The sequence below is a fragment of the Flavobacterium sp. genome (genome assembly GCF_032153895.1).
Lineage (GTDB): Bacteria > Bacteroidota > Bacteroidia > Flavobacteriales > Flavobacteriaceae > Flavobacterium.
The window spans coordinates 113,526-133,347 of record NZ_JALDYN010000003.1 but is presented as its reverse complement, the minus strand read 5'-3'; the positions used below and the strand labels follow the sequence as shown (position 1 = coordinate 133,347).

At 38.7% G+C, this 19,822-nt stretch carries 19 protein-coding genes and 1 tRNA gene; 12 read left to right on the top strand and 8 right to left on the bottom strand.

The window, feature by feature from the left end; all coding sequences use genetic code 11:
* Nucleotides 1-33: 33 nt before the first annotated feature.
* Together nusA and rimP are read right to left on the bottom strand one after the other, a co-directional pair.
* Nucleotides 34-1,278, bottom strand: a complete 1,245-nt coding sequence (gene nusA / locus RUH60_RS02635; protein ID WP_313804981.1) for a transcription termination factor NusA — start codon at nt 1,276-1,278, stop codon at nt 34-36.
* A gap of 14 nt (nt 1,279-1,292) precedes the next feature.
* Nucleotides 1,293-1,757, bottom strand: coding sequence for a ribosome assembly cofactor RimP (gene rimP, locus RUH60_RS02630; protein WP_313804978.1), 465 nt, complete (start codon nt 1,755-1,757; stop codon nt 1,293-1,295).
* 169 nt (nt 1,758-1,926) lie between these two features.
* Here rimP and RUH60_RS02625 point away from each other — a divergent pair, with 169 nt between their 5' ends.
* The gene (locus tag RUH60_RS02625) at nt 1,927-2,751 is read left to right on the top strand and encodes a universal stress protein (protein ID WP_313804975.1); all 825 of its coding nucleotides are present in this window, start codon (nt 1,927-1,929) and stop codon (nt 2,749-2,751) included.
* 47 nt (nt 2,752-2,798) lie between these two features.
* On the opposite strand, the gene RUH60_RS02620 is transcribed toward RUH60_RS02625, so the two are convergent.
* A tRNA-Gln gene (locus tag RUH60_RS02620) sits at nt 2,799-2,869 on the bottom strand.
* A gap of 161 nt (nt 2,870-3,030) precedes the next feature.
* Here RUH60_RS02620 and RUH60_RS02615 point away from each other — a divergent pair.
* Entirely contained in the window at nt 3,031-6,273 is a 3,243-nt protein-coding gene (locus RUH60_RS02615; protein ID WP_313804972.1) for a DUF2723 domain-containing protein, read from the top strand.
* A gap of 66 nt (nt 6,274-6,339) precedes the next feature.
* Nucleotides 6,340-6,984, top strand: coding sequence for a polysaccharide deacetylase family protein (locus RUH60_RS02610; protein WP_313804969.1), 645 nt, complete (start codon nt 6,340-6,342; stop codon nt 6,982-6,984).
* Here RUH60_RS02610 and RUH60_RS02605 read toward each other — a convergent pair.
* Both RUH60_RS02605 and RUH60_RS02600 read right to left on the bottom strand, forming a co-directional pair.
* Nucleotides 6,981-7,277 (bottom strand): thioredoxin family protein, encoded by a 297-nt coding sequence (locus RUH60_RS02605; RefSeq protein WP_313804966.1) that lies wholly within the window; start codon nt 7,275-7,277, stop codon nt 6,981-6,983. The genes RUH60_RS02610 and RUH60_RS02605 overlap by 4 nt on opposite strands.
* Nucleotides 7,278-7,352: 75 nt before the next feature.
* Nucleotides 7,353-8,585, bottom strand: coding sequence for a metallophosphoesterase (locus RUH60_RS02600; RefSeq protein ID WP_313804963.1), 1,233 nt, complete (start codon nt 8,583-8,585; stop codon nt 7,353-7,355).
* A 153-nt stretch (nt 8,586-8,738) separates the two neighbouring features.
* Here RUH60_RS02600 and polA point away from each other — a divergent pair, with 153 nt between their 5' ends.
* The 9 genes from polA (at nt 8,739) to RUH60_RS02555 (ending at nt 17,628) form a co-directional block, all read left to right on the top strand.
* Entirely contained in the window at nt 8,739-11,573 is a 2,835-nt protein-coding gene (gene polA / locus RUH60_RS02595) for a DNA polymerase I (protein ID WP_313804960.1), read from the top strand.
* A gap of 399 nt (nt 11,574-11,972) precedes the next feature.
* Nucleotides 11,973-13,280 (top strand): serine hydrolase domain-containing protein, encoded by a 1,308-nt coding sequence (locus RUH60_RS02590; RefSeq protein ID WP_313804957.1) that lies wholly within the window; start codon nt 11,973-11,975, stop codon nt 13,278-13,280.
* Between the two features lie 137 nt (nt 13,281-13,417).
* Nucleotides 13,418-13,873: a 50S ribosomal protein L13 gene (gene rplM / locus RUH60_RS02585; protein ID WP_313804954.1), complete on the top strand. Its 456-nt coding sequence runs from the start codon at nt 13,418-13,420 to the stop codon at nt 13,871-13,873.
* Nucleotides 13,873-14,259 carry a 30S ribosomal protein S9 gene (gene rpsI / locus RUH60_RS02580; protein ID WP_313804951.1) on the top strand — a complete coding sequence of 129 codons (387 nt, stop codon included), beginning with the start codon at nt 13,873-13,875 and terminating at the stop codon, nt 14,257-14,259. The genes rplM and rpsI overlap by 1 nt, the downstream gene beginning before the upstream one ends.
* 138 nt (nt 14,260-14,397) lie before the next feature.
* Complete coding sequence (gene rpsB, locus RUH60_RS02575) at nt 14,398-15,162, top strand: 30S ribosomal protein S2 (protein WP_313804948.1); 765 nt, start codon at nt 14,398-14,400, stop codon at nt 15,160-15,162.
* Nucleotides 15,163-15,266: 104 nt separating this feature from the next.
* On the top strand, nt 15,267-16,088 hold the full coding sequence (tsf, locus tag RUH60_RS02570) for a translation elongation factor Ts (RefSeq protein WP_313804945.1): 822 nt from the start codon (nt 15,267-15,269) through the stop codon (nt 16,086-16,088).
* Nucleotides 16,089-16,182: 94 nt separating this feature from the next.
* Nucleotides 16,183-16,848, top strand: coding sequence for a queuosine precursor transporter (locus RUH60_RS02565; protein WP_313804942.1), 666 nt, complete (start codon nt 16,183-16,185; stop codon nt 16,846-16,848).
* The gene (locus RUH60_RS02560) at nt 16,841-17,410 is read left to right on the top strand and encodes a DNA-3-methyladenine glycosylase I (protein WP_313804939.1); all 570 of its coding nucleotides are present in this window, start codon (nt 16,841-16,843) and stop codon (nt 17,408-17,410) included. Before RUH60_RS02565 ends, RUH60_RS02560 begins: the two co-directional genes overlap by 8 nt.
* On the top strand, nt 17,407-17,628 hold the full coding sequence (locus RUH60_RS02555) for a VF530 family protein (protein WP_313804937.1): 222 nt from the start codon (nt 17,407-17,409) through the stop codon (nt 17,626-17,628). Before RUH60_RS02560 ends, RUH60_RS02555 begins: the two co-directional genes overlap by 4 nt.
* Here the strand turns inward: RUH60_RS02555 and aat are convergent, their stop codons facing one another.
* The 3 genes from aat to RUH60_RS02540 form a co-directional block, all read right to left on the bottom strand.
* On the bottom strand, nt 17,629-18,285 hold the full coding sequence (gene aat, locus RUH60_RS02550) for a leucyl/phenylalanyl-tRNA--protein transferase (protein ID WP_409559645.1): 657 nt from the start codon (nt 18,283-18,285) through the stop codon (nt 17,629-17,631).
* A gap of 181 nt (nt 18,286-18,466) precedes the next feature.
* The gene (locus RUH60_RS02545) at nt 18,467-18,844 is read right to left on the bottom strand and encodes a DUF3127 domain-containing protein (protein ID WP_313804935.1); all 378 of its coding nucleotides are present in this window, start codon (nt 18,842-18,844) and stop codon (nt 18,467-18,469) included.
* Nucleotides 18,845-18,849: 5 nt separating this feature from the next.
* Entirely contained in the window at nt 18,850-19,725 is an 876-nt protein-coding gene (locus RUH60_RS02540) for a flavin reductase family protein (RefSeq protein ID WP_313804932.1), read from the bottom strand.
* Nucleotides 19,726-19,822: the final 97 nt, after the last annotated feature.

Here is a 19,822-nt window from a genome sequence, read left to right as displayed (position 1 = left end):
AATGCGTGTGTGTTGTTGTGTCTAACTAATTGCTTAGTCTTCGAATTCTTCTTTTAAAATTCGCATTACATCTAAAATGGTCTCTTCTTCCAAATCGGTTCTACGAACTAAATCGGCAACATCTTGTTTCAGTACGCTTCTTGCTGTATCCAAACCGATTTTTGCAAACTCGTCGATTACCCATCCGTCGATTTCATCCGAGAACTCTGTTAATTCTACATCATCCTCTTCTTCAGCTAAGTTTCCTTCGCGGATAACATCCAATTCGTATCCGGTCAATAAACCTGCCAATTTAATATTGTGTCCGCCGCGACCAATCGCTTTGGATACTTCTTCTAATTTCAAAAATACTTCCGCTGCTTTTTTGTCTTCATCGATTTTAACCGAAGAAACTTTTGCAGGACTCAACGCTCTGGTAATGAACAATTGAGAGTTCGTAGTATAGTTGATTACATCAATATTTTCATTTCCTAATTCGCGAACAATTCCGTGGATACGAGAACCTTTCATTCCCACACAAGCTCCAACCGGATCAATTCTGTCATCGTATGAATCTACAGCAACTTTCGCTTTTTCACCCGGAATACGAACTACTTTCTTAATCATGATTAAGCCGTCGAATACTTCCGGAATTTCCTGCTCGAACAATTTCTCTAAGAACGATTCTGCGGTTCTGGACATTACGATTTGTGGTTTGTTTCCTTTCAATTCCACGCTTTCGATGATTCCGCGAACGTTGTCTCCTTTACGGAAAAAGTCAGACGGAATTTGTTTTTCTTTCGGTAATACGATTTCGTTTCCTTCGTCGTCTACCAAAATTACAGCTTTTGGACGTACGTGGTGTACTTCCGCCGTGTAAATTTCACCTATTAAATCTTTGAACTGCTTGTACAAGTTCGTATTATCATGTTCGTGGATTTTCGAAATCAGGTTCTGACGTAAAGCCAAAATCGCTCTTCTTCCTAACTGAATCAACTTCACTTCTTCCGACACTTCTTCACCTACTTCAAAATCCGGCTCGATTTTACGAGCTTCAGACAAGGAAATTTCAGAGTTAGAATCCTCTACTTCTCCATCAGCCACTACCACACGGTTTCTCCAGATTTCCATATCGCCTTTGTCAGGATTGATAATGATATCGAAATTGTCGTCTGATCCGTACTTCTTCTTCAATGCATTTCTGAACACATCTTCTAAAATTGCCATTAAGGTAACTCTATCGATTAGTTTGTCGTCTTTAAATTCTGAGAAAGACTCGATTAATGCAATATTCTCCATGTTAACTCTTAGATTTAAAATGTTATTATAACAACTGCTTCTTTAATAGCTTCGTATTTAATTTCTGCTCGTTTTTGAACAGTTTCTTTTCCTTTTCCGATTTGCTTTGGTTCTCTGGCGGACCATTCCAAAACAATAAATTCGTCATTGGCTTCGGTAATTTCAGCTTCGATTTTATCCTCTGCTGTAGTTACTTTTAGCTTTCTCCCGATGTTCTTTTTAAACTGTCTCGGCATTTTCAACGGACTGGTCGCTCCTGCCGAAGCCACTTCCAATGAAAAATCCTGCTCTTCCCGGTCAAGGTTATTTTCAATAGCCCTGCTCACATCGATACAATCCTGAAGGTTTACCCCGTTATCGCCATCTAAAGTTACAATAATTTTAGAAGCCTCAGTAATCGTAAAATCGATTAAAAAAAGAGAAGGTCGCTCTGCCAAAGCATTTTCAAGAACCTCGCTAACTTTTTCTTTAAACGTCATAATCTGTATAAAAAGAGGGAAGCTCTGCTTCCCTCATTATTTAGTTCCGTAATAAATAACGCTGCAAATATACAACTTTTTTTAAATATTGAAAATCATTGTTTATTGTAAAAAAAATTATACCTTTATGAAAAGATATTTAACACAATTTTCTCACACCAACATACTTATGAAAAGAATTTTAGTACCTACCGATTTTTCAAAACACGCCGAATACGCTCTAAAAGTGGCTGCTCAGATTGCCAAAAAAAATGACGGAGAAATTTTCATTTTGCACATGCTTGAACTTCCTCATGAAGGAAAAGATGCTTTCTCTCACGGACACGATATCCCAGAAATTATGTATTTCAAAAAGAGAGCCGAAGAAAAACTGGACGATCTTTGCGATGCCCCTTACCTAAACGGCATTGAAGTTTCTGAAATCATCAAAATTGAAGGGACTTTCGAAGGAATTATGGACATTTCACAAAAAAACGACATTGATTTAATCGTTATGGGCTCTCACGGGTCGAATGGTTTTAAGGAAATGATTATTGGTTCCAACACTGAAAAAGTAGTTAGAACATCTAACGTTCCAGTTTTAGTGATCAAAAAAGAAATGGGTGAATTCGATGTAAATAAATTTGTATTTGCTTCTGATTTTTCAGATGAAGTAAAAGACACTTTCACTAAAGCTGTTGAATTTTCAAACAAGTTTGGAGCACACTTACATTTGGTATCCATCAATACGCCAAACAATTTCAAATCAACTTCGGTTTCTGAAAAAATCATGGCGGATTTCATTGGAAAATTCCAAATCAATAATTATTCAACCCATATTTACAACGATGTAAATGTTGAAAAAGGAATTCTGAATTTTGCTAACAGCATCAACGCTGATTTAATCGGAATGAGCACACACGGACGTCGTGGCTTAGCCCACTTCTTCAATGGAAGCATTAGCGAAGATTTGGTAAACCACGCTGTTAGACCGGTAGTCACCTTTAAAATCTAATACAGCATTAAAATAAAAAAAGCCCCGAAAATTTCGGGGCTTTTTTGTTGGTCTACTAGGACTCGAACCTAGAATGACTGAACCAAAATCAGTAGTGTTACCATTACACCATAGACCATTAAACCTGCTCTCATTGCTGATTGCGGGTGCAAATGTAATACATATTTTTTTCATTCCAAATTTTTAGATAAAAAAATATTAAAAAAAAGCTTTGTGCGTTTCTATATACAAAAAAAGAGTTTCTTTGTACTATAAATAAGACTAACCGAAAACCGTTATATGATAACTTTCGACTTTAAAAAATGGGACACCTACTTAGGGTGGTTTGCATTTGCCATTGCTTTACTTACTTTTTCCTTAACCGTTGAACCAACATTAAGTTTTTGGGATTGTGGGGAATACATAGCAACATCCGCAAATTTAGAGGTCGGTCACCCGCCGGGAGCACCTCTATTTCAGATGATTGGTGCTTTCTTTGCCATGTTTGCCATTAGTCCGGATAAGGTTGCTTTGATGGTTAATATGATGTCGGTTTTCTCAAGTGCTTTTACTATTCTTTTCATCTTTTGGTCGAGCACTATTTTACTGAGAAAAATCATTTCAAGCTTCACAGAACTTGACAACAATAAAGCCATTGTAATTTTAGGTGCTTCTTTTGTAGGCGCGCTAGCCTTTACATTTTCAGACAGCTTTTGGTTCAACGCAACCGAAGCCGAGGTATACGCGATGGCCACATTGTTCATTGCGATGATTTTTTGGATGGCTTTACGCTGGGAAGAAGACATGCACAAACCGAAAGGCAATCGTTGGTTGTTATTAATTTCCTTAATGATTGGACTTTCCTTCGGAGTTCACTTTATGGCATTGTTGACAATTCCATCTATCGGATTGTTGTATTATTTCAAAAATTACGAAAAAATAACGATAAAAAACTTCATCATTGCTAACGTTGTTGTGGTAGCGGTGTTGTTTTTCTTCTTCAAATTCCTTTTACCATATATGCTGGCTTTCTTCGGAAAAACCGAAATTTTCATGGTAAACAGTTTAGGGCTTCCATTCAATTCAGGAACCATTTTTGCATTCTTATTGATTGCTGCTTTCTTCTACTTCGGATTAAACCAAACCCGCAAGAAAGACAAACCGTTTTTAAACACCTTATTGCTTTGCGTACTTTTTGTATTGATTGGATTTTCAACTTGGTTAATGCTACCGATTCGTTCCAATGCCAACGTGGTAATCAACGAGAACAAGCCTTCCGATGCAGCCGAAGTATTAGCGTATTATAATCGTGAGCAGTACGGAGAGCAAAAAACTTTTTACGGACCGTTCTTTTCGGAAACTTATGCGGCTTTAGATGCTACAAATCCGTATTTGGACGACAAACCCAACTACGAGCGTGATTACAAAACCGGGACTTACGTTATTGTAAACAATTATAAAAACGCAAAAAGCAACAGTGATGACAACCATAAAGGTGTTTTACCAAGAATGTGGTATGGTGACACCGAAGATGCTCGCGTCAACTACATGACCTTCACCAAGCCATTAGATTTCAAAATTGATCCGAATACTTTTGTGGACGAAAACGGTGAAGTAATGGAAAACGAAATGAGTCAGATGACCGAAATCGTTTCTGAATTTAGAGCTGCTTTTGCTGCCGGAAAAATCGATTTAGAAGGCTACGATAAATTTTTAAAAGGTTACGGCGATTATTTGATTGTTGAAAAACCGTCATTTACCGACAACATGAAATTCATGTTTGAGTATCAGTTTGGCTATATGTACTGGCGTTATTTATTGTGGAATTTCGTGGGTCGTCAAAATGATGTTCAAGGAAAATACGACACGCAAAACGGAAACTGGTTAAGTGGCATCGGCTTTATTGATGACGCTCATTTAGGTTCTCAAAAGAATTTACCTCCTGATGTTGCTGGCAACAAAGCTCGAAACACCTATTACTTCCTTCCATTCATCTTAGGGGTTTTAGGAATTGTGTTCCACGCCTCGAAAGACAAGAAAAGCTTCTACATTCTATTAGTATTGTTCTTATTCAACAGCTTTGCTTTAAAAGTATTCTTGAACGAACGTCCGTTTGAGCCGCGTGAACGAGATTATGCGGTTGTAGGATCCTTCTACGTATTTGCCATCTGGATTGCCGTTGGAGTTTACGCGCTTTACGATGCTATTCAGAAATATTTACAACCAAAAGTTGCTATTCCTGCAGTTTTAGCCGTTTCGATGCTAGCCGCTCCGGTTTTAATGGCTAAAGAAAACTGGGATGATCACGATCGTTCCGATAAGTACACTGCAATTGCTATGGCAAAAGCGTATCTGGATTCGTGTGAACCGAATGCGATTTTATTTACTATTGGTGATAACGACACGTTCCCGCTTTGGTATGCACAGGAAATTGAAGGTCACAGAACCGATGTTCGTATTGTCTGTACAAGTTTATTCGCAACAGATTGGTACATCGATCAAATGAAGATGAAAGCACACAAATCAGAACCTATTCCGCTTCGTTTTACGCACAATCAATATGTTGGTGGAAAGCTGGATTTCGTGATTCATAAACCTTTGACAGAAAACGGGATGTTATTGGAAGATTTGATGCAATTCATCGCTTCAGATGACGACCGTACTAAAATCGAAATGCGAAATGGACACAAGGTTCACTTCTATCCAACTGATAAAATCCGTATTCCGATTGATAAAAACACGATTATCAAAAACAAGGTAGTTTCTCCGAATCTGAATGATTCTATTGTGGAAAACATAGACATTGATTTAAAAGGTTCGCCAATTTACATCAACCGATTGATGATGTTAGATATTGTAGCGAGCAACAACTGGAAGCGCCCAATTTATTTCACCGGAGGTGCTTTTGCGGACGACGATTTCATCTGGATGAAAGATTATCTGCAATTGGATGGTTTGGTTTATAAATTAGTTCCGATTAAAACACCACTTGGAGAACAGGCAAGTCCACTGGATATGGGCCATATTGATACAGAAAAAATGTACAACATCGTATCTAAATGGAGTTGGGGCAACAGTGGAAGTACCGAAATCTACCACGATCCGGAAACCCGTAAAAACAGCATCACGTACCGTACAAATTTGGCGCGTTTAATGGAAAAATTAATCAACGAAGGTAAAAAAGACAAGGCTAAAAAAATTATTGAGATGGCAATGAAAGAAATGCCAATCGATTATTTTGGGTATTACAGTTTTGTAGAACCTTTTGCTGGTGGTTACTATGAAGTAGGTGAAAAAGCCAAAGCCCGCGACATTTTAAACCAGTTGATGAAGAAATACCAAGACAATCTAACATATTACTCTGGTTTAAAACCAAGCGAACAAAACGAAGTATATATTGACATTATACTAGATATCGATCGCTACAGAAGTTTATTGGAAATCATGAAAGACCGTGGTGATGTGGAATTCTACAACCAAAACAAAGCCAAATTCAACAGTTATAACAAATTGTTTGAACGTTTTGGGCGCGACATGGAATAAAACTTTTAACAGATAAATCACTAAGGCTTTCAGGATTATTAACTCTGAAAGCCTTATTTTTATAGTATGAATCGGTTCTGGATAAAAACATCGCCTTTAATCAAGAAAATCTTTTCGAGTCAGGTTTGGGATATTCCGAACACTGAAAACAAAGTTTTTTTAACCTTTGATGACGGCCCAACTCCCGAAATCACAGAATGGGTTTTGGCGCTTTTGAAAGAAAACGATATTAAAGCAACGTTCTTCTGCATTGGAGACAACATCCGCAAACATCCTGACTTATTTTCTAAGCTGCTAAGTGAAGGGCATTCTATCGGCAATCACACGTTCAATCACCTGCACGGTTGGAAAACTTCTACAAAAACATATTTGGAAAACACTCTGCTTTGTGAAGAACATATTCAGAAGCACACGATCACACCAAAGCAAAGCCGATTATTTCGACCTCCTTACGGCAAAATAAAACCCTCGCAAGCTTCGAAATTGCGCAAAATGGGTTATCAAATAATCATGTGGGATGTGATTAGCGGTGATTTTGACATAAAAATTTCACCAGAAGAATGCTTGAACAATGTCCTGCAAAATACAACATCCGGCAGCATCATTGTGTTTCACGACAGCACAAAAGCAAGTACCAACCTAAAGTATGTTTTACCAAAGGTCATTCAAGAATTAAAAAATAAAGGATTTCAGTTTGCGAAAATCGACTAAGAATTTTCCTGAACCAAAGTAATTAAAGTATTGGCATCTAATTCTCCGGATTGTCTCCAAACCATCTGACCAGCTTTGTAAATCATCAGCGTAGGCAACCCTTTAATACGCAATGCTTCGGCCAATTCCTGGTTTTTATCCACGTCAATTTTTATCACTTTAGCCTTATCGCCAAGCGCCGCAGCCACATCGCGGATTACAGGATGCATGGAAACGGAAGATTCGTTCCAGTCGGTATAAAAATCAATTAACACCGGGACCTGCGCATTGATAAGTTCTCCAAATTTTGACATAATCGAGGATTTAAAGTTATGTTATAAACCAGCTTTCGTCATGAAATAGTATACAAATATAATATTTTTGCGCATTTATGCTACTTTTTCAGCTTTTTTTAGTTCTATAACGGTTATTTCAGGCCAAATTCCAACGCGACCCGGATAGGCATGAAACCCAAATCCGCGATTTACATAGATATAACGCCCCATATTTTCATACAAACCAGCCCATTGTTTATAGACATATTGCACCGGACTCCATTTGATAAACCCTGGTATTTCAATCCCAAACTGCAAACCATGTGTATGTCCTGAAAGCGTCAAATGGTAATTGTTCTCGTGGGTTTTTACTTCAGCATCCCAATGTGACGGATCGTGGCTCATCAAAATTTTAAAATCTTCTTTTGCTAAACCTTCCGAAGCCTTGGTTAAATCACCAGCTTGTTTAAATTTCACGCCCCAGTTTTCTACACCAACAAGTGCAATCTCATCGGAACCATTTTTCAACTTTACGTTTTCGTTCAGCAAAAGTTTGAAATCAATCTGTCGGTGTAAATCTTTAATCGCTTTGAAGTTTTCCTCTTTTTCGGTTCTTGATGACCAATCGACATATTCACCGTAATCATGATTTCCTAAAATAGAATACTTTCCGAATTTCGGTGTTTCAATTTTCTTGAAAGTTTCCACCCAAGGATGCATCTCCGTAGCATGCGTATTCACGATATCTCCGGTAAACAAAACAATGTCCGATTTTTGCTCGTTAATCAAATCGATAGCATATTGAATCTTCTCCGGATTGTCAAAACTACCACTGTGCACGTCAGAAAACTGCGTGATGGTCATCCCATCAAAACTTTCCGGCAAATCAGCAAAAAACAACGTCTGACGAATCACTTTAAAATTGTATTTTCCTTTGGTCATTCCGTACAACAACGACGTAAACGGAATCGCCGCAATTCCCAATGCTATCTGACTGATGAATTTTCGTCTGCCTGGAATCGCTTCTTTGATATTATCGGCTTGGGTAAAATAATTGATCACCGTGGCGAACATTCTATAAATATCTTCTCCTAAAAGAATGATGGTGATGATGAGTTTCGGAACCAACATCAACAACAGTAAGCCCATAGTAAACAAGGATTGTGCATTCTGCCCTACTTTGCGGTCAAATTGGCTGAAACCATATAAAATATAAGCTACCGCCAACAAACTGATTATCTGATATACGATAAGAATCCAGCGCTCCCTTGTAATTGTCTTGACAGCCTGATAGGCATACAGTTCAACCAACAGTAGAATTACTCCAATAAAAACCAAACGACTCATTTACTTTTTGTTTTTAGACAAGCAAAGTAACGAAGAATGAAACGCTTAGCCGTCATTTCTTAATTTAATTTTAACTAAAGCACTGATTTGCCGTTGAAGTTGTAGCATAATCTTCCCACTTTCCTTATTTTTACGTTCTAATTTTTCGAAACCATGTCACAAAAACGTCTTTTTCTTTTAGATGCTTATGCGTTAATTTTCCGTGGATATTACGCTTTTATCAAAAATCCGAGGATTAATTCCAAAGGGATGGACACTTCAGCCATTTTAGGATTTATGAACTCGTTAATTGACGTCATCAAACGCGAAAAACCCGATCATTTAGCCGTAGCATTCGACAAAGGCGGAAGTGCAGTTCGCAGCGAAATGTTCGAAGCTTACAAAGCCAATCGCGACGAAACACCGGAAGCCATTAAAATTGCCGTTCCTTACATTCAGGAATTTTTGCGCGCGATGCACATTCCCATTGTAGAAGAAGCCGGTTACGAAGCCGATGATTTAATAGGAACTTTGGCCAAACAAGCCGAAAAACAAGGCTATCAGGTTTTCATGGTAACGCCGGATAAAGATTTTGGGCAATTGGTTTCTGAAAACATTTTCATGTACCGACCGGCACGTTTGGGTAACGACATCGAAATTTGGGGCGTGGACGAAGTGAAAGCAAAATTCGAAATTGAAGATCCGCTTCAGGTGATTGATTTCTTGGGAATGATGGGCGATGCGGTGGATAACATTCCGGGGCTTCCGGGTGTGGGTGAGAAAACTGCTAAAAAATTATTAGCCGAATTCGGTTCGATGGAAAATTTGTTGGCCAATACCGACAAACTAAAAGGTGCTTTGAAAGAAAAAATCGAAGCCAACAAAGAACAAGGAATTCTATCCAAAAAACTAGCTACTATATTATTAGATTGTCCAGTAACGTTTGACGAAACCGATTACGAATTGTCCAAACCGGATGTCGAAAAAACGGAAGCCTTAATGATAGAACTGGAATTCCGTCAGTTAAAAACCCAATTTGACAAATTATTCGGTGGTGGTCAGGAATACGACGAAATCAGCAATAATGGCGATTCGGCTCCAAAAACAGCCAAAAAACCTACCAAAAGCGATGATCAATTTTCGTTATTTGAAACCGGCGACAGTGAAGCCGAAGCAGGACATCACAGTTATTACAATACGTTAGAAAACACGCCACATCATTACGAAGTAAGCCAAGGAAATCTAGGCATAAAACTATTGCTTCAAACACTTTTACAACAAAAAGAAGTTTGTTTCGACACGGAAACCACAGGAATCGACGCCAACAACGCAGAATTAGTCGGCATGTCGTTTTCGTTTGAAAAAGGCAAAGCGTTTTACGTTCCGGTTTCTGAAAATCGCGACGAAGCTCAGGAATTGGTTGACAAATTCAAACCGTTTTTTGAAAATGAGGAAATCGTCAAAATCGGTCAAAACATCAAATACGATTTAAAAATATTAGCCAATTACGGTGTTTCAGTAAAAGGAAAATTGTTCGACACCATGATTGCGCATTATTTAATCAATCCGGACATGCGTCACAATATGGACGTGCTTTCGGAAACCTATTTAAAATATTCGCCAAAATCCATCGAAACACTAATCGGTAAAAAAGGGAAAAACCAGAAATCGATGCGCCATGTGGCTTTGGAAGACATCAAAGAATACGCTGCCGAAGATGCCGATATCACTTTACAATTAAAAGAAGTATTCGATCCAAAATTGGACAGTGCGGGCACGAAAAAATTATTCGAAGACATTGAAATTCCGCTAATTTCTGTTTTAGCCGATATGGAACGCGAAGGCATTCGTTTGGATGTTGAGTATCTGAAAGCAATGTCCAAAGATATGGACGTTGAAATCAAAGCACTGGAGCAGAAAATCTATGAAACGGCTGGTGAGAAATTCAATTTGGCTTCTCCGAAACAGTTGGGCGATATTTTATTCGAAAAACTGAAAATTGGTGGCGCGAAACAAAAGAAAACCAAAACCGGACAATATGCTACGGGCGAAGAAGTCTTGAGTTATTTGGCTGGCGAACATGAAATCGTACAGCAAATTCTCGACTGGCGTCAAATGGTAAAACTGCAAAGCACTTATATCATTTCGTTACCGGAACAAGTCGATAAAGGCACCAATCGAGTACATACCGATTATATGCAAACCGTCGCAGCTACCGGACGTTTGAGTTCCAACAATCCGAACTTACAAAACATTCCGATTCGTACCGAAAGAGGGCGATTAATTCGAAAAGCGTTTATTGCAAAAGACGATAATTACACTTTACTTTCTGCCGATTACTCGCAAATCGAATTGCGCGTGATTGCTGCGATGAGTGGCGAAGAAAACATGATTAAAGCCTTCCAAAACGGCGAAGACATCCACCGAAGTACAGCTGCAAAAGTATTCAATGTTGCACCGGAAGAAGTTACTAAAGAACAACGAAGCAATGCCAAAACCGTAAACTTTGGAATCATTTATGGGGTTTCCGCTTTCGGATTGAGCAACCAGACAAATTTATCGAGAAGTGAAAGTGCTGCTTTAATTGACGCGTACTACAATACGTATCCGCGTTTGCGTGCGTACATTCAGGAACAAGTGAGTTTTGCCCGTGACCATGGGTATGTGCAAACGGTTTCGGGTCGTCGTCGTTATTTAAAAGACATCAATTCTGCCAATGCGGTGGTTCGTGGTGCTGCGGAGCGAAATGCGGTTAACGCGCCAATTCAGGGAAGTGCTGCGGATATCATCAAAATTGCGATGATCAACATCCACAAAAAACTGACTTCGGAAAACTGGCAATCCAAAATGCTTTTACAGGTACACGATGAATTGGTTTTTGACGTTTATAATGAGGAATTGGAAAAAATCAAACCGATGATCAAACACGAAATGGAAAACGCTTTCAAATTAGCCGTTCCGTTGGAAGTGGATTTGGGTATCGGACGTGATTGGTTGGAAGCGCATTAGAAGTTTTTTAGTCGCAGTATTCAGAATTCAATATGAAATATTTAAAGTTTTTATCAAAATTCATTGTCCTTACAACACTATTGTTGTTTTTGACTCTATTTATTTCAAACATATTGTTTGGACCAATCGGAATAAACAAAACTGTCGGTTGGGCATGGGATATTACTAGCTTTTTATTTCCACTTGTCATTATCACATTAACGACATACTTAACTTTGCTCGTTTTAAAGGTTAAAACAAATTTCATCTTAACATTGCTGTCCATATTTCTAATTTTTATTTGTTTTTTCACAACAGACAACAATCATATACTTTTTTTTACTGCTTTTCTATTAAGCGCATTATTTTTTGCAACTAATGTTATTGTTTCAATTTATCTGAAATTAAAAAACTAAACCCATGAAAAAACTATTTATTTACCTTCTTCTTGCAATTTCAATCACAACAATTGCTCAGGAAAAAACCCGTTTCCGAAAAATTGACAGTTTGCTAACGTACCTGAATCAGAATAATAAATTCATGGGACAATTGAGCATTCGTGAAGGTGACAATGTCGTTTTTTCCAAAGCGTATGGTTTGCCGGAAAGCACCGTACAACCGGATGGCTATACAAAATATAAAATCGGTTCGATAACCAAGACTTTTACAGCGGTGATGATTATGCAGTTGGTGGAAGAAAAACGCTTGAAGTTAGATGATAAACTGAGTAAATTTTATCCGAAAATTACAAATGCGGAAAAAATCACCATCAACGACTTGTTACGTCATCGTTCTGGAATTGTGGATTACATCAACGGCGATTCTACGATTAACGTAATGGCCAAAGTGAGTAAAAAAGAAATGGTGGAACGAATTGCAGCTTATCCTTCAGCTTTTGAACCGAATTCTAAAGCGGAATACAGCAATTCCAATTACTATTTATTAGGTTGCATCATTGAAGATTTGACCAAAGTAAGCTACGCCACTAATCTTAAGAACAGAATCACCAGCCGTTTAAAATTGCGCGATACTTATTTAGTTGATAAAGTTGATGTGAACCGAAACGAATCCTATTCCTATTTATACAACGGCACCCAATGGGAATTGTTTCCGGAATGGGACATGTCGCTTCCGTTTGCAGCTGGTGGAATTACTTCGGATGCGAATGATTTAACAGCTCTGATGCGCGGACTTTTCAATGGAAAATTGTTAAAGCAGCAAACTTCACTGGACGAAATGACAAAACTGAACCAGAGTTATGGCATCGGTTTGGTGACATTCCCATTTGGAGAGCGCAAATTCTTCGGACATACAGGTGGTATTGAAGGCTATCGTTCCGTTGTAGGTTATTATCCAACCGAAAAATTAGGTGTCAGTTTAATCGTAAACGGTGAGAATTTCAGCCGCAACGATATTATGATTGGAATTTTGAGCATCTACTATAAAATGCCTTTCCCGTTTCCAAATTTAACTTCGCTGAAAATCGACGAAGCCATTCTTAAAAATTATGAAGGTACTTATGCTTCAAAAGATATTCCTCTGAAAATCAATATAAAAATAGAAAAAGGCGAATTGATTGCGCAAGCCACCGGACAAAGCTCTTTTCCTCTGAACGCCATCAGCAATACCGAATTCACTTTTGACTCTGCTGGCATCACTATGCTTTTTGGTGACAAAACCATGGTTCTAAAACAAGGCGGCGTGGAATTTAAGTTCACCAAAGAATAGTTTTCCTTCAGCAAATCAATCACTTGACTGATAATCAGAATCAAAATAATATTCAAAGGAGTTTGCATTATAAATAATTAATTGTACTTTTGCACTCCCTTAATTGGGAATGGAATGTTTAATTTAAATAAAAAAACGTGGACAATTTAAGCTACAAGACAGTATCAGCTAACAAAGCTACTGTAGACAAACAGTGGATTGTTGTAGACGCTGACGGTCATAACTTAGGTCGCCTTGCTTCAAAAGTAGCCATGCTATTAAGAGGTAAGTACAAGCCAAGTTATACACCACATGTGGACTGTGGAGATAACGTAATCGTTATTAACGCAGAGAAAATCAACCTAACCGGTAACAAGTTGGAGGATAAAACGTATATCCGTCACACTGGCTACCCAGGTGGACAAAGAAGTTTAACTGCTAAAGTAATGCAACAAAAAAACCCTGCATTATTAGTAGAAAAAGCTGTAAAAGGAATGCTTCCTAAAAACAAATTAGGAGCTGAGTTATTCCGTAATTTGAATGTAAATGTTGGTTCTGAGCACAAACATGCTGCACAACAACCAAAAACTGTAAACTTAAACGATCTTAAGTAATGGGAGTTATTCACAAAATCGGTAGAAGAAAATGTGCAGTAGCACGTGTTTATGTTACTGAAGGTACAGGAAACATTACCGTAAACAAAAAGGATTTCGCAACTTACTTCCCAACAGCTACATTACAGTACAAAGTTATGCAACCTCTTTCTATGACTGAGAATGCTTCAAACTTTGACGTAAAAGTTAATGTATACGGTGGTGGTACTACAGGACAAGCTGAGGCTGTTCGTATGGCTATCGCAAGAGCAATGTGTGAAGTAGAAGCTGAAAACAGAACGATCTTAAAACCTGAAGGATTATTAACACGTGACCCTCGTATGGTTGAGCGTAAGAAATTCGGTCAGAAGAAAGCTCGTAAGAGATTCCAGTTCTCTAAACGTTAATATTTATTATTATTTAAAAACACTAAGTTTTTGTTGCTCTCCTGCCGAGGTAGGAATTAGTTTAGCATCTAAATGGTTCAGACCGACACAATCGCTACTCAACCATTGCTAATTCAACAGAACGTAAACTATTACAAAATGGCAAACAAAGTAGAAGTTAAAGAATTACTAGAAGCAGGTGTTCACTTCGGACACATGACTAGAAAATGGGATCCAAACATGGCTCCTTACATCTATATGGAGCGTAATGGTATTCACATTATCAATCTATATAAAACTGCAGCTAAAATCGAAGAGGCTAATGAAGCTTTGAAAAAAATCGCTGCATCTGGTAGAAAAGTACTTTTCGTAGCTACCAAAAAACAAGCAAAAGACATCGTTGCAGAAAAAGCTGCAGCAGCAAACATGCCTTACATCACTGAAAGATGGCCAGGTGGTATGTTGACTAACTTCGTTACTATCCGTAAAGCTGTTAAGAAAATGGCTGCTATCGATAAAATGAAGAAAGACGGTACTTTTGACACTTTATCTAAAAAAGAAAAATTACAAATTGATCGTCTACGTGCTAAGTTAGAGAAAAACTTAGGTTCTATTGCAGACATGACTCGCCTTCCGGCTGCGTTATTCGTTGTAGATATCAAAGCAGAACACATCGCTGTTAAAGAAGCTCAAAAGTTAAACATTCCAGTATTCGCTATGGTAGATACCAACTCTGATCCACGTCAGGTTGATTTCGTTATCCCGGCAAACGACGATGCTTCTAAATCGATCGAAAAAGTTTTATCTTTAGTATCTGGTGCAATCGTTGAAGGACTTTCTGACAGAAAATCTGACAAAGATGAGCAACCGGCTGGAGAAGTAGCAGAAGCGAAAGCAGAAGCAACGACTTCAACTGAAGAATAAAAATAACCTTATCATAAAGTCGTTGTGCTGATGGATGTCTACTTTTGTAACACTATCAATATGACGACTTTATAATTTTTTTCAACTTAAAATTTTATACAAAAATGGCAACAATTACTGCTGCAGACGTAAATAAATTGAGAACCATCACCGGAGCAGGTATGATGGATTGTAAAAAAGCATTAGTGGAAGCTGATGGAGATTTCGATTTAGCTATCGAAAACCTACGCAAAAAAGGACAAAAAGTAGCGGCTAACCGTTCGGACAGAGAATCTACAGAAGGTGCTGCAATCGCTGTTGTAAATGCTGACAACACGGCTGCTGTAGCGATCACATTAAACTGTGAGACTGATTTCGTAGGTAAAAATGAAGGTTTCGTAAAATTAGCTACAGATTTAGCTAACCAAGCATTAAACTACGCTACTAAAGAAGAGCTTTTAGCTTCTGACTTCGGTGGAATCACTGTTGCTGAGAAATTAATCGAGCAAACTGGTGTTATCGGTGAGAAAATTGAAGTAGGTCAATTCGAGCGTTTAGAAGGTGCTTACGTTGGTTCTTACGTTCACTCTGGCAAAATCGCTACTTTGGTTGCTTTATCTGCTAACGTTGCTGGTGCTGACGAAGCTGCTAAAAACGTAGCAATGCAAGCTGCTGCAATGAACCCAATCGCTTTAGACGAGGCGGGTGTTGACGCTTCTATCATCGAGAAAGAAGTAGAAATTGCAAAAGAGCAATTGCGTGCAGAAGGAAAACCAGAAGCTATGTTAGACAACATCGCTAAAGGTAAAATCCAACGTTTCTACAAAGACAACACTTTGGTAAACCAAGATTATATCAAAGACGGTTCTATGAGCGTTTCTGCTTATGTTAAATCTGTTGACGGTGGTTTAACGGTTACTGGTTTCAAACGTGTGGCTTTAGGATAATTTAAAATCCAAATCAATTATACAAAACCTCAGTCGCAAGATTGGGGTTTTTTTATTCTCGAAAACACCGTATATTTGAGTTTAAAGCCGATTTATGTTTCAAAGCAAGAAAGACATCGTTTATATCATTTTAGCCGGTATTTTCATCACCAATGCGATTGTAGCCGAACTCATCGGAGGCAAACTGATTGAAATTGGTCCATTCATCATGAGCGTCGGTATTTTGCCCTGGCCGATTGTTTTCATTACCACCGATATCATCAACGAACACTTCGGTCGTGATGGCGTAAAAAAACTATCGTTTATCACTGCCGGATTAATAGCTTACTGCATCTTATTGCTTTTTATCGGAACCAAAATCCCTGCTTTTGAAACCGGCGAAACCGTAACCGACGCACAATTTTATGCCGTCTTCGGGCAAGGTTTATTCATCATGGTTGCTAGTATTATTGCTTTTTTAGTTTCACAGCTGATAGACGTTTCCGTGTTCTGGATGTTGCGCAACAAAACCGGTAAAAAAATGATTTGGCTTCGAAGTACTGGCTCCACCATCGTTTCCCAATTGATTGACAGTTTTATCGTTTCCGGAATTGCGTTCTGGATGACCGGCAAAATCACCACCAGTCAATACATCAATATGTCTGCAACGGGCTATGTGTTCAAATTGATTTTAGCAGTGGCTTTAACTCCGTTAATTTACTTAGGACACTATCTGATTGAAAAATATTTACACGAACCAAAAACTGAAGTTCATGGCTGATAAAATTCGCTGCGCCTGGTGCGAAAAAGACGATTTGTATCGCAATTACCACGATACCGAATGGGGAATTCCCGTTTATGATGATCAGAAAATTTTCGAATTCCTAACTTTGGAGACTTTTCAGGCAGGTTTAAGTTGGTATACGGTTTTGGCAAAACGAGAGAATTTCCGAAAAGCGTTTGACAATTTCGATTACAAAAAAGTAGCCAAGTATTCCGAAGGAAAAATTGAAGCGCTGAAGCAAGACGCCGGCATCATCCGCAATGGCTTAAAAATCAAAGCCGCCGTGACCAACGCGATTGCTTTTATGGAAGTGCAAAAGGAATTCGGCACGTTTTCAAAATACATTTGGGGATTTGTAGACGGAAAACCGATTGACAACAAATGCAAAACTTTAAAAGACGTTCCCGCAACCACAGAAATTTCAGATAAATTAAGCAAGGATTTAAAAAAACGCGGATTCAAATTCGTAGGCTCAACAGTTGTGTACGCACACATGCAGGCTACCGGAATGGTGAATGACCATGTGGCAGATTGCTGGACGAAAACAAAAAACCAATGAGTAACGATCCTTTACACGGCATCACTTTGAAAACTATAGTAGAAACGCTTGTAGACTATTATGGTTTTGACACGCTTGAAGAACTAATTCCGATTAATTGTTTCAAAAAAGATCCATCAGTAAAATCGAGTTTGACGTTTTTGCGTAAAACTCCTTGGGCAAGAAAAAAAGTGGAAGAATTATACATCCGAACACTTCCAAAACTGAATAACCGATAGTTATTGATTCCGATGCTTTAGAATTGTCATAAAATCTTCTCTTTCGATTTCAACACAACCTAAACTTTCCAAATGCTCGTTGTACACCTGACCATCGAGCAACAAATAATCATTAGCTTTCAGATATTCGACTAAATGGACAAAAGCTACTTTACTGGCGTTGGATACTTTGGAAAACATGCTTTCGCCACAGAAAACATGGCCTAAATCGATGCCGTACAAACCGCCAACCAATTCGTCGTTTTGCCAAACCTCAACCGATTTTGCGATTCCCAAATCGTGCAGTTTACAATACGCAGCAATCATATCATCCGTAATCCAGGTGCCGTTTTGACCTTCGCGTTTTACGGATTGACAATTGGAAATAATTTCTTTAAAATTCTGATTGAACGTCACTTGGAAAAGATTGCGATTCAAAATATTCCGCATGCTTTTGGAAGGTTTAAAATCTTGCGGAAAAAGTACCATACGCCATTCGGGTGCCCACCAAGTAATCGGTTCGCCGTCTTCAAACCACGGAAAAATCCCAGAATTGTACGCTAAGAGCAAACGTTCTGTAGACAAATCACCGCCAATAGCCAATATTCCCGAATCGTGGGTTTCGGAAACGGGTGGAAACCAAAGTTCCTCATTGAGCATGTAGATTGTTCCAGACATTCTTCTTCGAAAGTTTACAAAGATGCGAAAAGTTTTTCCAATAGCCCCGGGTGAAGCAACTACCTTGTAGTGCGGAACACGGGAACACGGATTCCAAAAAAGCCCGAGCCCTTCGCTCCAACAAAAAAATCAGAAATTCAAGTTGCCTCAAACTTCTGATTTCTAAATTCTAAATTTTATATTAGAACGGTAAATCGTCGTGCTCTTCTTCATTAAAATTCGTAGCCGGTTCGAACGCCTGACTTGCCTGCATTGGCGGCATTTGTGGCGCTGCCGGTGCTTCTGCCTGCATTTTCTCGATTCTCCAACCTTGGATAGAGTTGAAGTATTTGGTTTCTCCTTGCGGATTCACCCACTCTCTTCCTCGTAAGTTGATGGAAACTTTTACAGCTTCTCCCGTGCGGTAGTTGTCCAACAAATCACATTTGTCCTGCGTGAACTCAATCATGATGTGCTGCGGATATTGCTCTTCCGTAGTTACTACCAACTCTCTCTTTTTAAAACTCGCACTTACTTGTTGCGCAGCGTTAATCACTTTAATTTTCCCTGTAACTTCCATACTGTTTACTGTTTTGCTAGAAGGACTTTCCATGCGGTGGTCACTTCGTTGTTGTCTAAATGTTCTTTGGCTTTTATGAATTGTTTTTCGATATCATCGGCGCTTAAAACGGCTTTAATCGCGAAATCTTCTTTTACAAATATAGCAATTTCTTCGTCGGTTGGTAAGGCTTCGACATTTCCTAATTTCCCTAAATCATTCCCGTCGAAAATTGGGCTTTCTTTTACAAAATCCGGTATAGCATCTACCCCGATTCCTAAAGTTGTAAGTGGTTTTTCGACCTCGAACAAGCCCTGATTTGCTCTGGAATACCAATTCCCACCCATACGCGCTACCAAGTCGATTTTGTGCTGGTCGATGGTTCCGTTGGCATCTAAAACAGCTTCACTAACGTGCAATTTTACCACTTCACAAATGATTAGGTTTCCGGCTCCGCCTTCTTTTCCTAACGCAACAATATCATTTACTTTGCATTCGAATTGCACCGGACTTTCTGCCACACGAAATGGTTTTATTTTATCCGAAGGCAACATGGTTAACCCCGATTTTACAAATTCGTTTACACCATCGCCATATTCGGTGCTCGATAACGAAGCTTGCTGCACGATATCATAATTCACAACATTGATAACTACTTCTCGAGTTTTATCAGCATTGATTAATGTATGCTTTATCGTATTATCTCGCACCCGACGCGCCGGTGAAAAAATTAAAATCGGCGGGTTGGAACTGAACACGTTAAAAAAACTGAAAGGCGATAAATTCGGATTTCCTTCTTCATCCATCGTACTGGCAAAGGCAATTGGTCTTGGTCCAATCGCACCTTGTAAATAGGCTTGTAATTTTACGGGCGTTACCTCTTTCGGATCAATGCTAATCATGATAAAATTCGTTTTGACAAAGATACTTGATTGCCAAGAAAATTGTAGCCGAAAAAGCATTTTAAATTATGAAAGTTTGAGCATCCGAATAAACTTA

Bases quoted from the DNA above. Each gene is read 5' to 3' on its own strand.
- RUH60_RS02590 (WP_313804957.1), top strand. From the start codon at position 11,973: ATGAAAAAACTATTTATTTACCTTCTTCTTGCAATTTCAATCACAACA.
- RUH60_RS02545 (WP_313804935.1), bottom strand. From the start codon at position 18,844: ATGGAAGTTACAGGGAAAATTAAAGTGATTAACGCTGCGCAACAAGTA.
- RUH60_RS02615 (WP_313804972.1), top strand. From the start codon at position 3,031: ATGATAACTTTCGACTTTAAAAAATGGGACACCTACTTAGGGTGGTTT.
- RUH60_RS02540 (WP_313804932.1), bottom strand. From the start codon at position 19,725: ATGATTAGCATTGATCCGAAAGAGGTAACGCCCGTAAAATTACAAGCC.
- RUH60_RS02555 (WP_313804937.1), top strand. From the start codon at position 17,407: ATGAGTAACGATCCTTTACACGGCATCACTTTGAAAACTATAGTAGAA.
- rimP (WP_313804978.1), bottom strand. From the start codon at position 1,757: ATGACGTTTAAAGAAAAAGTTAGCGAGGTTCTTGAAAATGCTTTGGCA.
- polA (WP_313804960.1), top strand. From the start codon at position 8,739: ATGTCACAAAAACGTCTTTTTCTTTTAGATGCTTATGCGTTAATTTTC.
- RUH60_RS02565 (WP_313804942.1), top strand. From the start codon at position 16,183: ATGTTTCAAAGCAAGAAAGACATCGTTTATATCATTTTAGCCGGTATT.
- RUH60_RS02600 (WP_313804963.1), bottom strand. From the start codon at position 8,585: ATGAGTCGTTTGGTTTTTATTGGAGTAATTCTACTGTTGGTTGAACTG.
- RUH60_RS02560 (WP_313804939.1), top strand. From the start codon at position 16,841: ATGGCTGATAAAATTCGCTGCGCCTGGTGCGAAAAAGACGATTTGTAT.
- tsf (WP_313804945.1), top strand. From the start codon at position 15,267: ATGGCAACAATTACTGCTGCAGACGTAAATAAATTGAGAACCATCACC.
- RUH60_RS02625 (WP_313804975.1), top strand. From the start codon at position 1,927: ATGAAAAGAATTTTAGTACCTACCGATTTTTCAAAACACGCCGAATAC.
- nusA (WP_313804981.1), bottom strand. From the start codon at position 1,278: ATGGAGAATATTGCATTAATCGAGTCTTTCTCAGAATTTAAAGACGAC.
- aat (WP_409559645.1), bottom strand. From the start codon at position 18,285: ATGTCTGGAACAATCTACATGCTCAATGAGGAACTTTGGTTTCCACCC.
- RUH60_RS02610 (WP_313804969.1), top strand. From the start codon at position 6,340: ATGAATCGGTTCTGGATAAAAACATCGCCTTTAATCAAGAAAATCTTT.
- rpsB (WP_313804948.1), top strand. From the start codon at position 14,398: ATGGCAAACAAAGTAGAAGTTAAAGAATTACTAGAAGCAGGTGTTCAC.
- RUH60_RS02605 (WP_313804966.1), bottom strand. From the start codon at position 7,277: ATGTCAAAATTTGGAGAACTTATCAATGCGCAGGTCCCGGTGTTAATT.
- rpsI (WP_313804951.1), top strand. From the start codon at position 13,873: ATGGGAGTTATTCACAAAATCGGTAGAAGAAAATGTGCAGTAGCACGT.